Origin of the sequence: Marininema halotolerans, from assembly GCF_900116235.1 — a bacterium.
Taxonomy (GTDB): Bacteria; Bacillota; Bacilli; order Thermoactinomycetales; family DSM-45169; genus Marininema; species Marininema halotolerans.
Window position 1 is genome coordinate 61943 of record NZ_FPAA01000003.1, and the last position, 14842, is coordinate 76784.

The 14842-nt window shown below is 44.8% G+C and carries 10 protein-coding genes; 6 read left to right on the forward strand and 4 right to left on the reverse strand.

From position 1 onward, the window contains the following. The first annotated feature begins 131 nt into the window (after nucleotides 1–131). The 6 genes from CHX35_RS04640 (at nucleotide 132) to pyrE (ending at nucleotide 8056) form a co-directional block, all read left to right on the forward strand. Nucleotides 132–1052, forward strand: coding sequence for an aspartate carbamoyltransferase catalytic subunit (locus CHX35_RS04640; protein WP_091835351.1), 921 nt, complete (start codon nucleotides 132–134; stop codon nucleotides 1050–1052). A gap of 5 nt (nucleotides 1053–1057) precedes the next feature. Next, complete coding sequence (locus CHX35_RS04645; protein WP_091835354.1) at nucleotides 1058–2353, forward strand: dihydroorotase; 1296 nt, start codon at nucleotides 1058–1060, stop codon at nucleotides 2351–2353. Nucleotides 2354–2429: 76 nt separating this feature from the next. Beyond that, nucleotides 2430–3515 (forward strand): glutamine-hydrolyzing carbamoyl-phosphate synthase small subunit, encoded by a 1086-nt coding sequence (gene carA, locus CHX35_RS04650; protein ID WP_091834673.1) that lies wholly within the window; start codon nucleotides 2430–2432, stop codon nucleotides 3513–3515. Next, nucleotides 3508–6729: a carbamoyl-phosphate synthase large subunit gene (gene carB, locus CHX35_RS04655; RefSeq protein WP_091834676.1), complete on the forward strand. Its 3222-nt coding sequence runs from the start codon at nucleotides 3508–3510 to the stop codon at nucleotides 6727–6729. The genes carA and carB overlap by 8 nt, the downstream gene beginning before the upstream one ends. Continuing rightward, on the forward strand, nucleotides 6729–7475 hold the full coding sequence (gene pyrF / locus CHX35_RS04660; RefSeq protein WP_091834684.1) for an orotidine-5'-phosphate decarboxylase: 747 nt from the start codon (nucleotides 6729–6731) through the stop codon (nucleotides 7473–7475). Before carB ends, pyrF begins: the two co-directional genes overlap by 1 nt. After that, a complete protein-coding gene (gene pyrE, locus CHX35_RS04665; RefSeq protein ID WP_091834686.1) occupies nucleotides 7472–8056 on the forward strand; it encodes an orotate phosphoribosyltransferase in 585 nt (194 codons plus the stop codon). Before pyrF ends, pyrE begins: the two co-directional genes overlap by 4 nt. Before the next feature lie 681 nt (nucleotides 8057–8737). On the opposite strand, the gene CHX35_RS04670 is transcribed toward pyrE, so the two are convergent. The 4 genes from CHX35_RS04670 to CHX35_RS04685 form a co-directional block, all read right to left on the reverse strand. Beyond that, nucleotides 8738–9133 carry a hypothetical protein gene (locus CHX35_RS04670; protein WP_091834688.1) on the reverse strand — a complete coding sequence of 132 codons (396 nt, stop codon included), beginning with the start codon at nucleotides 9131–9133 and terminating at the stop codon, nucleotides 8738–8740. A 720-nt stretch (nucleotides 9134–9853) separates the two neighbouring features. After that, nucleotides 9854–10774, reverse strand: a complete 921-nt coding sequence (locus tag CHX35_RS04675; protein WP_091834691.1) for a phosphotransferase family protein — start codon at nucleotides 10772–10774, stop codon at nucleotides 9854–9856. A gap of 392 nt (nucleotides 10775–11166) precedes the next feature. Then, entirely contained in the window at nucleotides 11167–11940 is a 774-nt protein-coding gene (locus tag CHX35_RS04680; RefSeq protein WP_091834694.1) for a class I SAM-dependent methyltransferase, read from the reverse strand. A gap of 326 nt (nucleotides 11941–12266) precedes the next feature. After that, a complete protein-coding gene (locus CHX35_RS04685) occupies nucleotides 12267–14603 on the reverse strand; it encodes an FdhF/YdeP family oxidoreductase (RefSeq protein ID WP_091834696.1) in 2337 nt (778 codons plus the stop codon). Nucleotides 14604–14842: the final 239 nt, after the last annotated feature.

Genomic DNA, 14842 nt, shown 5'->3' on the forward strand with positions numbered 1-14842 from the left:
TGTGAGGCTGAGGAAGGTGCGGAGCAATCATCCCTGTGACTTTGTCATCGATGTCAATGGGAGGTTGTCCAAACAAAACTCCTTCCATCACACGGGAGGAGTTTTTAAAGCAGAAGAGAGGAGCGAAGCAAATGATTTCAACCTTGACGGAACGTAGTCATTTGATCGATACAGACCAATTGTCCAAACAGGAGATGGAGGAACTTTTTGAACGCGCTGAGTTTTGGCGGACACATCCTGAGAGATGGCAACGAGCGTTTCCGGGGCGATTTGTAGCAAATCTCTTCTTTGAACCAAGCACGCGTACACGAATTTCCTTTGAAGTGGCAGAGAAAAAATTAGGAATGGAAACCCTACATTTAGATGGTGAACGCTCCAGTACGGTAAAAGGGGAAACAATGGAGGATACGTTAAAAACCTTAGCTGCTATCGGAGTTGAGGTGGTCGTGGTTCGACACCAGGGCGTTGGACGATTGGCATCGATGGCGGAGATTGATACAGGTGTTTCGTTGATTAACGCAGGTGAAGGGCATGGAGGTCACCCAACGCAAGCATTACTTGATCTTTACACCCTGCAACAACATTTTGGTCGCTTAGCTGGGCTTACCGTTGTGATTGCCGGAGATCTCCGCCACAGTCGTGTGGCCCGTTCCAATCTGTGGGCACTACGCACCTTTGGTGCTCGGGTCATTTTAAGCGGACCAGAGTCGATGAGGGATTTATCCATGGAAGAGAACGCAATTTATCTTCCCTTTGATGAGGCAATAAAACAAGCGGATGCCGTTATGATGCTGCGGGTACAGTTGGAGCGGCATGAAGAGAATTTATTTACCTCAGCCGATGCTTACCGCACAGCTTATGGATTGACGCGGGAACGCATGGAACAGATGCCTACCCATGGAATCATCATGCATCCAGCTCCGGTTAATCGGGATGTAGAGATTGCGAGTGAGTTGGTCGAACATCCCCGCTCAAAGATTTTTAAACAGATGGAGAATGGGGTTTGGATTCGGATGGCTGTCTTGGAACGAGCACTTTTGGGGAGAGGATGATGATGATGGAAAACTTACTATTAACAAAGGGGCAGATCATTGGAGAAGACGGGGAGTTAATCCCTGCGGATATACGTATCCATCAGGGAAAGGTTGTAGAAATTGGCAAACAACTAGCGGAAGCAGGAGAAACCGTGATCGTTGTGGAGGAGAAGTTAATCATTCCAGGGCTGATTGATTTGCATATCCATCTGCGGGAACCAGGGTTTGAGGCAAAAGAAACGATTGCCACAGGGACACGATCCGCAGCGAAGGGAGGGTATACAACGGTAGCATGTATGCCCAACACGAATCCGATCACAGATTGTGTGGAAGGTGTACGTCGCATCTTGGATACCAATGATCAAGAAGGCTGTGGCGTTCGGGTCCTTCCCATCGCGGCGATTACAAAAGCGTCAAATGGTAACGAGTTGACGGATATGGCAGCACTGAAAGAAGCGGGAGCCTTCGCAGTATCCGATGATGGTGTGGGGGTGCAAAGTCCACGCATGATGAAAGCAGCAATGCGTCAGGCAGCGGAAGTGTACGTTGCAGTTATTGCCCATTGTGAAGAGGAAGATTTACTCGTCGAGGGTGCATGTGTTCATGAGGGACAATTTGCAAAGGAACACAATCTGCCTGGTATTCCCGGGGAGTCCGAAGCGATCCATGTTGGACGGGACATCTTATTAGCAGAGGATACCGGCGTTCATTATCATATCTGTCATATGAGTGCCGAAGCATCGGTACGCTTGCTTCGAGAAGCAAAATCCCGCGGACAATGGGTGACGGGAGAAGTGACTCCACACCACCTTCTTTTATGCGAAGAAGATATACCGGGTATGGATACACGGTTTAAAATGAATCCCCCGTTGCGACGGAGGAAGGATCAAGAAGTTTTACTGGAAGCATTAAAGGATGGAACGATTGATTTTATCGCTACGGATCATGCCCCTCATACTACAGAGGAGAAAGCACAAGGAATGGTGAAATCCCCCTTTGGCATTGTTGGTTTAGAAACGGCTTTTCCTCTCCTTTACACTCACCTTGTTGCAACGGGAAAACTCACTTTAAAAGAACTGGTGGACAAGATGACTCAAAACCCTGCAGCCTGCTTTCAACTGCCCTGGGGGCGGTTAGCGGAGGGAGCAATCGCTGATTTGGCAATTATCGATCTGAACAGTGAGCGTGTAGTGGATCCGGAAAACTTTGCTTCAAAGGGAAGAAACACACCCTTTGGTGGCTGGAAGCTAAAAGGCTGGCCGACGATGACCCTAGTAGAAGGAAATATTGTTTGGCAGGAACCTGGGATTCATTTGTAAAGCCGCATGGTTGATTGGTGGAAGAGAGAAGCTAAATGGAAGAAGAAATTAGGACGGGATAATTGGGGGGAGCAGCATGCGAGCCAAACTATTGTTAGAAGATGGAACTACATTTGAAGGGGACTCCTATGGGGCGGAGGGTGAACAGGTCGGGGAAGTGGTTTTTAATACGGGAATGACGGGTTATCAAGAAGTATTGACGGATCCTTCCTACTGCGGGCAAATTGTTACAATGACTTATCCCTTAATTGGTAACTACGGCTTAAATCGACATGATTTAGAATCACGGAGCCCCTTTGTCCATGGTTTTATCACACGTGAAGAAGCGCAGGTACCGAGCCATTGGCGCAGTGAACAGAGCATTAGTCATTGGCTGAAGGAATATGGAATTTTAGGAATCAGCGGTATTGACACACGGATGCTGACAAAAAAACTGCGTATCCATGGCACGATGAAAGGGCTTCTATCTACAGCCAATGAGCCATGGGAAGCGCTAGCGGAACGGCTTGGTGCTGCCGAATTAATGCATGATCAGGTGGCACGAGTGAGCACAAAAAATATTCATGTATCCCCTAACTATGGTCCACGAGTGGTGTTAATGGACTTTGGCGCAAAGTATGGACAACAACGCGAACTTACCAAGCGTGGATGCGATGTGGTGGTGGTTCCTTGGAACACTTCCGCTGAAGAGGTGCACCGCTTACGCCCAGATGGCGTGTTCTTGTCCAATGGCCCCGGGGATCCAAAGGACATTCCAACGGCGATACAAACAGTGGAAAGATTATTAGGCCATTACCCGCTGTTTGGGATTTGCTTGGGTCATCAACTATTTGCCCTTGCTTGCGGGGCAGACACCGAGAAAATGAAGTTTGGTCATCGGGGATCGAACCAGCCGGTGAAGGAACTTGCAACGGGACGGACCGCGATCACTTCCCAAAACCATGGATATACCGTTCGGATCGATTCCTTAACCAACACTCCTCTTGAACTCACACATGTTGCATTGAATGATGGTACCTGCGAAGGGTTGGCTCACAAAGAGTACGCTGCTTTTTCCGTGCAGTATCATCCAGAAGCAGCACCTGGTCCTCATGATTCAAGCTATCTTTTTGATCAATTTGTCGAAATGCTGACCAAAAAGGAGGATGCCGTTCATGCCTAAAGATACGACCTTGAAAAAAATTCTAGTGATCGGCTCCGGCCCGATAGTAATTGGACAAGCGGCGGAGTTTGACTATGCAGGCACCCAAGCTTGTCAATCCCTCCGTGAAGAGGGGATCGAAGTAATCCTGATCAACAGCAATCCGGCGACGATCATGACGGATACCGATATCGCCGATAAAGTTTATATTGAACCGATGACCCCTGAGTTTGTGACTCAAATCATTCGTAAGGAACGCCCAGATGGACTACTGCCCACATTGGGTGGGCAAACGGGTCTGAATTTAGCTGTAAAACTGGCGGAAAGTGGTGTCTTAGAACGGGAAGGGGTACGTCTTCTCGGCACGGAACTCCACGCCATCACTTGCGCAGAAGATCGTGATTTGTTCCGTAATTTGATGAGGGAACTGAATGAGCCAGTGCCTGATAGTGATATTGTTCATACTGTGGAGGAAGCGGTCACCTTTGCTGAAGGGATCGGTTATCCCGTCATTGTTCGCCCAGCTTATACATTGGGTGGATCCGGTGGGGGCATTGCTCATACAGAAGAAGAACTACGGGAAACCGTTGAAAATGGCATTCGCAATAGTCCCATTGGTCAGTGTCTCGTTGAACAGAGCATTGCTGGATTTAAAGAAGTTGAATATGAAGTGATGAGGGATGCTGCGGATAATGCCATTGTGGTATGTAACATGGAAAACTTTGATCCAGTGGGGGTTCATACTGGGGATTCCATCGTTTTTGCACCAACCCAGACCCTTTCGGATCGTGAGCATCAGATGCTAAGAAGTGCCTCGTTGAAGATCATACGGGCATTAGATATCCGTGGCGGATGTAATGTACAGTTAGCCCTTGACCCACACAGCTTTCAATATTATGTGATCGAGGTAAACCCCCGAGTCAGTCGTTCCAGTGCCCTTGCCTCTAAGGCCACCGGTTATCCCATCGCTCGCATTGCAGCAAAAATTGCGATTGGCTATCATTTGGATGAAATTATAAATCCGGTGACAGGAGAAACGACAGCCTGCTTTGAGCCATCCCTCGACTATGTGGTCTCTAAAATTCCTCGCTGGCCCTTTGATAAATTTATAGATGCGAATCGCAAATTGGGAACCCAGATGAAAGCGACAGGAGAGGTGATGTCCATCGGTCGTACCCTTGAGGAGTCTCTCCTTAAAGCGATACGATCCCTTGAGATTGATCTCGATCATATTCAGCTCCCCGAGGCAAATCAGTTGGATCGTGAATCCCTTATGCGACGGTTAGCAACCCCAGATGATGAAAGGCTGTACCTGCTCGGTGAGTGGTTCCGCCGTGGCGAGAGCCTAGAAGAAGTTCATCAAATCACCCGTATTGATCGCTTTTATCTTGGCAAAATCGAGAAGATTGTAGCATTGGAGAAGGAACTTGCAGAGGAAGAGTGGTCCTTTGACCTACTTTCTCGCGCAAAGCGGCTCGGATTTACCGATCGCAGTATTGCTCGCTTTAGTAAAAAAAGCGAAGAGGATATCCGTTTATACCGCCAAGAAAAGGGATTACGGCCCGTCTATAAGGTGGTAGATACCTGCGCTGCAGAATTTGAAGCGGCAACCCCTTATTATTATTCCACCTACGAGTGGGAGGATGAGGTCGTAAAATCCGGCAAAGATACAGTCGTGGTCCTTGGGTCGGGTCCCATACGGATCGGACAAGGGGTTGAGTTTGACTATGCGACGGTGCATGCCATTCAAGCGATTCGGGATGCAGGGCTTGAAGCGGTTATCATTAATAACAATCCAGAGACTGTCTCGACCGACTTTAATATCTCGGATCGTCTCTACTTTGATCCCCTTTACATCGAAGATGTCCTTCATATCATTGAGAAAGAACAACCAGTGGGAGTCATTGTTCAATTTGGTGGCCAGACAGCATTAAACCTGGCACGAGATCTACGGGATGCCGGAATTCCAATATTGGGGACTTCCCTGGATGAAATTGATCGTGCCGAGGACAGAGAAAAATTTGAGCGTCTCCTAGGCGAAGTGGGTATCCCTCAACCACCAGGTAAAGGGGTTACCTCGATTGATGAAGCGTTGGAGGTTGTTCGAAAACTTGGTTTCCCTGTCCTTGTTCGCCCGTCCTATGTCATTGGTGGAAGAGCAATGGAGATTGTCTATAGTGAAAAGGAATTGCTCAACTATATGGCAGCTGCTGTAAAGGTGAACCCTAATCATCCGGTGCTCATTGATCGCTACCTGCAGGGAAAAGAAATTGAAGTGGATGCAATCTCGGATGGTGATCGGGTCATGGTACCTGGCATCATGGAACATATTGAACGAGCAGGGGTTCATTCAGGGGATTCCATTGCGGTTTATCCCCCTCGCTCGCTTACCTCACAACAAAAAGAGCGGTTAGTCGAAATGACGACTCAACTCGCACGAGCGTTAAAAACGAAAGGACTCATTAACATTCAGTTCGTGCTTCATGAGGATGAGATCTATGTGCTTGAGGTGAATCCCCGTGCTTCAAGAACCGTTCCTTTTCTCAGTAAAGTAACGGGTGTTCCGATGGCACGAGTAGCCACTCGCATCATCTTGGGAGAAAACTTATTGTCTCAGGGCTATACAGGTGGGCTGTGGCCGGAGGGAGACGATGTAGCAGTTAAAGTTCCGGTCTTCTCCTTTGCCAAACTGCGCCGTGTCGATGTCACCTTGGGTCCCGAGATGAAATCGACGGGAGAAGTAATGGGACGGGATCGAGACTATGCGCGTGCGGTCTATAAAGGACTTCTTGCTGGAGGGGTATCCCTTCCCCGCTTTGGCACCATTATCGCGACCATTAGTGATAAGGATAAAGAAGAAGCTATGCTCTTGATGCATCGCTTCCACCAACTGGGATATCAAATCGTAGCCACCAGTGGAACCGCAGAAATGCTAACGGCAGAAGGATTGCCTGTTACTCAAGTTAATAAATTAAAGGATGGATCCCCTCACATTCTCGATTGGATTCGAGAAGGGAAGGCAGATCTTGTGGTGAACACTTGGACACGAGGGAAAACACCGGAACGCGATGGATTCCGGATTCGCCGCGAGGCAGTAGAGCATGGGATCGCCTGCCTGACTTCTCTTGATACAGTAGAAGCTTTATTAACCACGCTGGCCTCCATTTATCTAACGGCGGAAGCGATTGGGCAACCCAAAGAAGCCCCGGTGCAAAAAGTGGAGGTTACGGTTTGATGGAGGCTGTACAGAACCGATCCTTATCCACGGATGAACAAGTGGCGGTGGCATTGGATGTTCCTCATCAGCAAGCGGCGGAAGCTTTTTTAAAGCATTGGCAAGGCTGTGAAAAGCCCTTTATTAAAGTAGGGATGCAGCTCTTTTATGCTGCTGGCCCATCCTTTGTCCAATCATTAACCACCGCAGGGTACAATGTTTTCCTGGATGTGAAGCTCCATGATATCCCCAACACCGTAGGGAGTGCTGTCCGCTCCCTTACTGGTTTGGGAGTAAAATGGATCACCCTTCATGCATCCGGTGGACGTGAGATGATGGAGGCGGCAAAGAAAGCTGCAGAAGAAGCAGAAGGGACTCGTCCTCGATTATTGGCGGTCACCCAGCTAACAAGTACGGATCAACGCACGTTAAATCAAGATATTGGTATTCCCGGAACCGTCAGCGATGCGGCGCTTCATTTGGCTGAATTGGCTCAGCAATCGGGGATGGATGGTATTGTTTGTTCGGGAGAAGAAGCAAGGGTTATGAAGGAACGAGTCCCTTCTCTTTTCATTGTGACTCCAGGGATTCGCTTGGAAGGAAGGGACTCAGAGGACCAAAAGCGGGTGATGACACCGGAGGCGGCGATTAGTGAAGGAGCCGATATTCTTGTGGTCGGCCGTCCAATTACGAGAGCAAACGAGCCGCTAAAAGTGTACAAGCATATTCTTCAGCGTGTGGAACAAGCAAGGGGGAATAGAGAATGAGTCAAGCGTGGAATGGGATGGAAACGCTCATGCGAACCGGTGTGCTAAAAGAAGGGCACTTTGTCCTCTCCTCTGGGCGACACAGTGAACAATATATGCAATGCGCCCAGCTCCTACAATATCCGCATGAAGCAGAGGAAGCAGGGAGAGCACTTGCAGATCTCTTTCACGATAGTGAAGTGGATGTAGTAGTAGGGCCTGCGTTAGGGGGCGTGATCATTGCTCACGAAACCGCACGTGCGCTAGGGGTTCGCTGTCTCTTTGCAGAACGTAAGGAAGGCGTGATGAGCCTGCGCCGCGGTTTTGCAGTCTCACCAGGAGAGAAGGTGTTGGCAATTGAAGATGTTGTCACCACGGGTGGCTCTGTTCAAGAAGCGGTCGACCTGGTAGAAGGCTTAGGAGCCAATGTTGTTGGAATTGGTTCCATCATTGATCGAAGCGGTGGGAATACAAACTTCCGCCACCCATATAAAGCACTTTTAGCTCATACGATTGAGAGTTATAACAAAGAGGATTGTCCCCTGTGTAAAGAAGGAATTCCTGTAGAAAAGCCGGGAAGCCGGCAGACTGTAAAAGCTTAATCTCGATATCAATGGATCCCCCTCTAAGTAGAGATCGTGCGTCACCGTGAACTTCTCAGTTTAGAGGGGGTTTTTTGGATAAATAAATTTTCAATCTCTATTACGGGTAAATCATAGCTAAAAGCATGGATGACTATTATTGTCGGGACTGCCGATTAACCAAAGTTTGGGAGTAGGAGAACGTATGGAAGCATTGCCCTCACACACCTCCTTTCTACTCCTATAGTTAGGTTAATAGACAAGCTTAGGCAATTGTATCTCTCCAGGGCTGCCTATTAACCTAATTTTAGGATAAAAAAGTAAAAAGAAGCTCCTTTATGTACAATTGTTTTGAAACGCCAATCCCAAAACAACGCACAAAGGAGCATTCTCATGAAGAAAGATATCCTAATTTTCGATGTTTTGCAAGCACTACTTCGTCAGGAGTAGCATCGGGAGTTGACGCGGTCGTTTGAATACCGGGAAGTGGCTCGGAAATTTAGTTCGTATGATTGTATACAGTACTGGGTAGCGGCTTCTATTTAGTTCATTTAAAACGACTTCCTATTCAAAACTTTGGTCAATCGACAGTCCTGAAGTAATTAATAATATTATATCAAAATAAATGGATTAAAATCAAAAAAATAAAAAAACACATCCCCGCAATTGGAGGATGTGTATAAAAAAGCTCTATTTACTTAATTACTTACTACCACTACACTTTACTGTTCCTATTGACGTTAAAAATTTATTATAAATCATAACCCTGTATTTTGTTTTTGAACTAGAACGTTTAACTGTTAGTTTAATAGTACCCTTCCCTGCTAATTTACGGGAATCCCCTATCCATTTCCATTCACCGTTTGATAACTTTTCGATATGAGTGACCGTGCTACCCTTAGATTGCTTAACCGTAAAATTAATTTTAGGGTATTTCGTTTGACAGGATGAACTACCCCAGTGCTCAACACCTTTTAAATGATAGCTCCAACCTGAGGCAAAAGTTGAGCTCGGATTAAACGCCACCACTGCTACTAAACACATTGACGATATGGCTATTTTTTTAAAGATACTCTTCGTTTTCAAACTAAATTGCATAATAAACTCCTCCTATATTCTTATTTTTACTACATATAAATAGTAACAAAAAGTCTATTTTTTGTCAATGTTTTTTTATATAATTTTTTAATTATATTTTTTTGTAATAACAATGCACACAATCTAGAAGAGATGAGTGAGAAAGCTCCCATAATCGTGGAGGGAACCTATCAAAAGATGAACATATATTCCTACCAAATTAATTTCAAGGATAAAGAAGGTAAAAATAAACAATTACAAGTTAAACATCCAAATCACATAAAACCGGAAATTGGAAAAATAATATCTTATTTTTAAGAAAGAGCGCAAATAAACAACATTACAGTCTACCTTTTCTTCCGTTTATGATAAAAGTAGACTCCAATAAAAAGTTGAACTAAAATTACCTGATCAAATGTTGAAAAAACAGACTCTAAACAACGATGGTCACGATGTAACCATCATCCAAGAGAATTTTCCAGAAGATTACGTAGACAATATAACCGGTAAGGATGTAAATGATATTAAAAGGGTAATTAATAAATAATGAATTTATCTTAATTGCGCCGAGAATACTCCCATCTTCTATAAAGCCAGTTCATTGGTACTGCCGTTTCAAGAGAATAACTGGTTGGAAATTCGATCAGATGATGATAATGGTCAGTTGATGCGTTCGGATGCAATTGATTGGCATCAGCCTAGAAGAAGAACACCGCTGATTATAATCAACTACCCCTTTCCTTATAATAAAGACTTCCTGAGTTCGTGTAGTTTTTGCTTCCATTTATTTGTGGATTGATTTTCAAGTGCGTAGAGTATTTCATGAAAGATGGGTCGTTTCCCATAAAAAGAGACAACTCGATGATAAAGATCGTTAGTGGAATATGAGAATGAATGTTGACAGTATCGTTGAAAAGCATCATTGAAGAATGCTTCTCCATAATCCCAGTATATTCCTGAAAAATCATAGGCAGGGTCGCCTATTTGGGAATCACCGAAATCGATTATGCCCGTAATCTTTTGTTTTTCTTTAGAAAACAAGATGTGGTGATAGCTTAAATCGCCATGGATCAGTACTGCTGGCAATGCATCAATATCCCAATTTACCAAAAAGTTTTTAAATAGATGGGTTACTTTCTGTTGTTCCCCATAGGGAAGAAGCGGATATATTTTCGTTTGTATTTCTCTCCAGTGTGCTTGCCAGTAGGCCTTCGTATGCGGTTTTTCAAGGGAGAACCCTTGAAGGTTTTGATTATTAAAAGAGTGAATGACTGCAAGGAAATCCCCGAGGGTACGGGCAATTTGTTTGCGATTGGATGAAGTGGTAAGTATGTTTTTATACAGGTCGGGATGGAGTGGGGAACCTTGAATCAAGGGATAGTAGCAACATGTCGGGAAATGATCCGATGCATCATAGATTAATTGATAGGATGGAACTTCGATTGATCGTTTCTGTAGAGGTTTTTTTATCTGGTCCAATAACTGTTTTTCACTCAAAAGGTTTTTTTGTATCCTTTTCGTACGAGGAAACCGAACGATCCATTCATGATTAATGACGATGATGAGGTTGTCCCAACCAGACTCGACCATCTTCCATTCTCTGATCTTTAAGTCCGGAATCTTTTGCATAATCCAATTCTGAAGGGGTGCAACAACGTCCATATAGAGATCCTCCTGATTATTAAGTAATGGTTCGCATGGATATGTAAATGCTGTGGAGTAAAGAATTAATTCATGAGTATCACTAGAAAAGTAAAGAAATGTTATGCAATAGGAAAGCGAAAAAAGGGAATTGTAATGTTATCTTATATATACCTATTCAAGTGAGTGATTTAATATTATATGATTTCAAGTTGAAATGAGCAGGATTACCTGCTCATTTTCATGTCACAAACCATATCTATAATACTCTTAAGAAGCTGGGTTCGTATAGAAATTTACTTAAAAAGGTTGGTTGATGTTTATGAATCGATTTGCAAAAGGGTTGTTTGTTGTTGTCTGTAAAATTTTTAAAACGTTCCGATTTACCTAAGTCTCTTACGATTAAGGCGTGGCTACTTATTTTTACGAACAATATAAATTTGAAGGTCTTCCTTTCCTGTAAAGGGGGACTGGTCATAGCCACCGTATTTATTTATAATCCTAAATCCATTCGCTTCGAGAATATAATCCATTTCCTGAGGATAGTAAAAGCGATAATAAATATTTACTTGGGTAATTTTATCATTTTCAGGTTTGCCTTGAGCATCACAGTATTGATAGTAGTTTGCTGTCTCATAGATCTGCTTGTCATGAATGTATTTACCAAGGGTCCATGTTAAGAAGTATTTTCCTGTTTGCACATGTTTGTGAATAGTCTTTGTTTGATTGGTTACAACTCTGATTGGATTAATTACTTCGAGGATAAGCTTTCCTCCAGGGAACAGATGTTGATTAATGGATTGAAGGGTGTCATTCACATCTTGATTGGTTGCTAAATGATTAAATGAAATATCAGGGATGATCATGGTGTGGAATTTTTTGTCTATATGAAAACTTCTCATGTCCTGTTGGTGAATGTGGATTTGATTTTTTAACTGTGGATATTGATTATTGATTTTTTCTCTGAAGGCTTGTAACATTGCCATCGAGTTATCAATGCCATACACTGTTTTTCCTTGAATGCCTAGGGGAATAGCAACGCGCCCGGTTCCACATCCGATATCCAGTATCTCTTGATCATTCTTGGTCACTTCTAACCAAAAAGGTATATCCTCTGTGGAATTGCCCAAATAGCTATCGTAGAACTCAACGGTTGTGAAATTTCTATATATTTTTGGCTTTCCCAATGGATATCCCCCATTTAAATGTTGTTCCTGTTGACCCTATACTATATGCTTTTTCAGGGTAGGGGGAAGGGCATTAGAAGAGCATTCTATAAAATACACATCCAATGAGGTACGTTGATTGGGCGAGCATCAAAGGGAGGTAAGTTGTAGAGGTGAACTTAAGATTATTGCCATTGGAAAGACGGTGTAAGCTTGGAATCTTCCTGTCTGGTGACGGGGGTTCCTAAAAATCCCCCACCTCTTCGCGTTAACGTAGGTAGGGGAGGTTCAACAATAGGGATTAAGTCTTGCAAGGGATGACATAGTCGAATGGGAAAGACTAAAGGCTAACCTTTACTTTTATTTTTTTCACGTTCTCTTTTTTCTTTACGTCCATAAAAAATTTCAGCTTTTTCAAGGATGACGTTCCCATTGTATTCAGGAATTTGAGCATATTTTTCATAGAGACCCTTCGGGAACAGCGTGTTTCCCTCAGGCCAGTGAACCGCTAGGTTTCCAGCCCGAATGGGGGCTAAGCGGGCTTTTCCATGAAAACGTCCATGGTTGTTATGAAGGACGATAGCATCTCCATCCTTAATATGAAGACGCTTTGCGTCACTTTTATGGATGAGGATATCCTCCCGCTCTGCCTGATTAAAGGGATCCACTTCGCTATAAATCATGGAGTTAAATTGTTTCCCGCGTCGAGTGGTGAGGGTGAATTCATCCTCACCCTTTCGACGTTCGGGAAGGTCAATGGCAAGAAGATGTCCGCGACCATCCGGGGTGGGACAGATTCCGTCTTCACATAGCCAAGCGCCACCCCATTGGAAAAGATCTCCCTTTTGATTGAGGTGCTGGATGCCGTTGTATTCAGGGGCTGCCTGAGCAATTTCTTCTCGTATGGCTTTTGCCGATTCTAATCCGAGCCTGTCGATTTGATTCGGTAATATATGCTTGGCAAGTTCACGATAGATTTCCCATTCAGGACGAGCTTCTTCAATACGTGGTCCCGGTATTTCCGGGGAAAAGTAGACCATCCGTTCGGTGGAAGTGGAGGTTCCTCCTCCATTTTGCTCATAGCGGGTCATGGCAGGGAGGACAATCACCGCTTCTTGGGCATCAAGGAGGGTGGATGTATTCAGGATAATATCTTGGTGAACACGAACCTCTAAGTTTTGTAGACTATCCTGTACAAAGGTAGGATCGGGCATCGTTTCTAAAAAGTTTCCGCCAGAGAGGTAGTATAGTTTGATACGCTGATTGTGATCCTTGGGTAGGAGTGCATTTTCTAGCGTGACCCCAACGGTATCTCCTTGCCAACGTGGGATAGGGAAATTCCAGAGCGTTTCTAAACGAGCAAGGTTTTGATCTTCAAATCCCCCCCCTGGAAGGCTAAAGGGATCCGCACCCATTTCACCCGCTCCTTGGACGCCAGAATGTCCTCGAATGGGCATGACTCCACAGTGTTTTCGGCCAATAAAGCCGCGGAGCATGGCGAGGTTAGCGACTTGGGAGATGTTATCTGTGCCGAAGCGATGTTGTGTTAATCCCATGGACCAAACAAAGACAGCGGATTTGGCTTGGGCTAGGCATTCCGCAAAGGAAATCATCTGTTCTCGCGTTAAGCCTGAAGATTTTTCTAGATCCGTCCATTCATATTGGCAAACATGTTTTTGGAGTTCCGTGCTGCCATGGGTATGGTTGCTAACAAACGAGTGATTAATGGCAGAACCTGAATGTTTTTCTTCCATGGCAAACCAATGCTTCATCACCCCGTTCATAAAGGCGATATCACCACCGATATTGACGGAGTAGAAATCATCTGCCAATTTTGTACCAAAGAGAGCAGATTCAGGGATGGAGGGAATCCAATAGTGATCCATTGAGGGTTCGTGGTAAGGGTTGACCACGATGATTTTTGTTCCTTTGCGCTTGGCGGCATACATGTATTTCGTCGAGACGGGTTGATTCGTAGCGGCAACGGATCCCCAAAAAACAAGGACATCAGTTCCGATCCAATCGTTGTAACTACAACTGGAAGCCCCAATCCCTAGTGAACGTTTTAAGGCTGTTTTAGAGGGGGAGTGACAGATGCGGGAGGCATTATCAATATGATTGGTTCCTAGGAAGCGTGCGACTTTCCCAGCGGCATAATAGGATTCGTTTGTAATGCCACGAGAAGTGAGGTAAAAGGCGTATTGATGGGGAGCGGTGTGTTTCATTTTTTGCGCGATCCGTTGGAGTGCTTCTTCCCATGAGATGCGGCGAAACTTACATTCTCCCGCTTCTCTAAGTAGCGGATAAGGAATACGCCCCAGTTTACGTAACTGTGTATTATTCATTCTCCGCAATTGGTCGATATCATCATGAAGAATTTCCGGGGGAATGGCTGCCATGGTATTTAGTCGGAGGAGATTGAGACGGGTGGTACATAGATGGGGACCAGTCAAGGTTTGATCCGTTAATCCAGCAACACCCAGTGCACAACCATCACATACTCCCTGGGTAAGGATACGGGTAGCATAGCGAAGGTTATCTCGATTTTCCCATGCTACACGAGTGGTCTCCCAAATATGGTGAGGTTTAATTTTTCCTATCCCAAAGGGAATGGGACTTACCCAGAGGTTAGGTTGTGGTGTTTTGGGTAGAGGGGTTGGACCTGAATGTTTCGTTTTACCCATAAAATCCCTCCTGCTCACGTTTATTTAATTAGAGTAGGTTAGGTGTATGATGAAAAGGACATTTATCCTTGCGCAAAAAAGATATAATCAGAGTATCATAAATGTAAGAGATGAAATTGACCCACTTTGCCAAGAAAACGATGCGGTAGTGGGAAGAACCATGTTTGTGGATGATTCAAGGGGTCGGTTGAGTGAAGCTAGATCAGCTTGTCATGGATTAAAGAACGAATGTCTATGAA

Bases quoted from the DNA above. Each gene is read 5' to 3' on its own strand.
- CHX35_RS04640 (WP_091835351.1), top strand. From the start codon at position 132: ATGATTTCAACCTTGACGGAACGTAGTCATTTGATCGATACAGACCAA.
- CHX35_RS04645 (WP_091835354.1), top strand. From the start codon at position 1,058: ATGGAAAACTTACTATTAACAAAGGGGCAGATCATTGGAGAAGACGGG.
- carA (WP_091834673.1), top strand. From the start codon at position 2,430: ATGCGAGCCAAACTATTGTTAGAAGATGGAACTACATTTGAAGGGGAC.
- carB (WP_091834676.1), top strand. From the start codon at position 3,508: ATGCCTAAAGATACGACCTTGAAAAAAATTCTAGTGATCGGCTCCGGC.
- pyrF (WP_091834684.1), top strand. From the start codon at position 6,729: ATGGAGGCTGTACAGAACCGATCCTTATCCACGGATGAACAAGTGGCG.
- pyrE (WP_091834686.1), top strand. From the start codon at position 7,472: ATGAGTCAAGCGTGGAATGGGATGGAAACGCTCATGCGAACCGGTGTG.
- CHX35_RS04670 (WP_091834688.1), bottom strand. From the start codon at position 9,133: ATGCAATTTAGTTTGAAAACGAAGAGTATCTTTAAAAAAATAGCCATA.
- CHX35_RS04675 (WP_091834691.1), bottom strand. From the start codon at position 10,774: ATGGACGTTGTTGCACCCCTTCAGAATTGGATTATGCAAAAGATTCCG.
- CHX35_RS04685 (WP_091834696.1), bottom strand. From the start codon at position 14,603: ATGGGTAAAACGAAACATTCAGGTCCAACCCCTCTACCCAAAACACCA.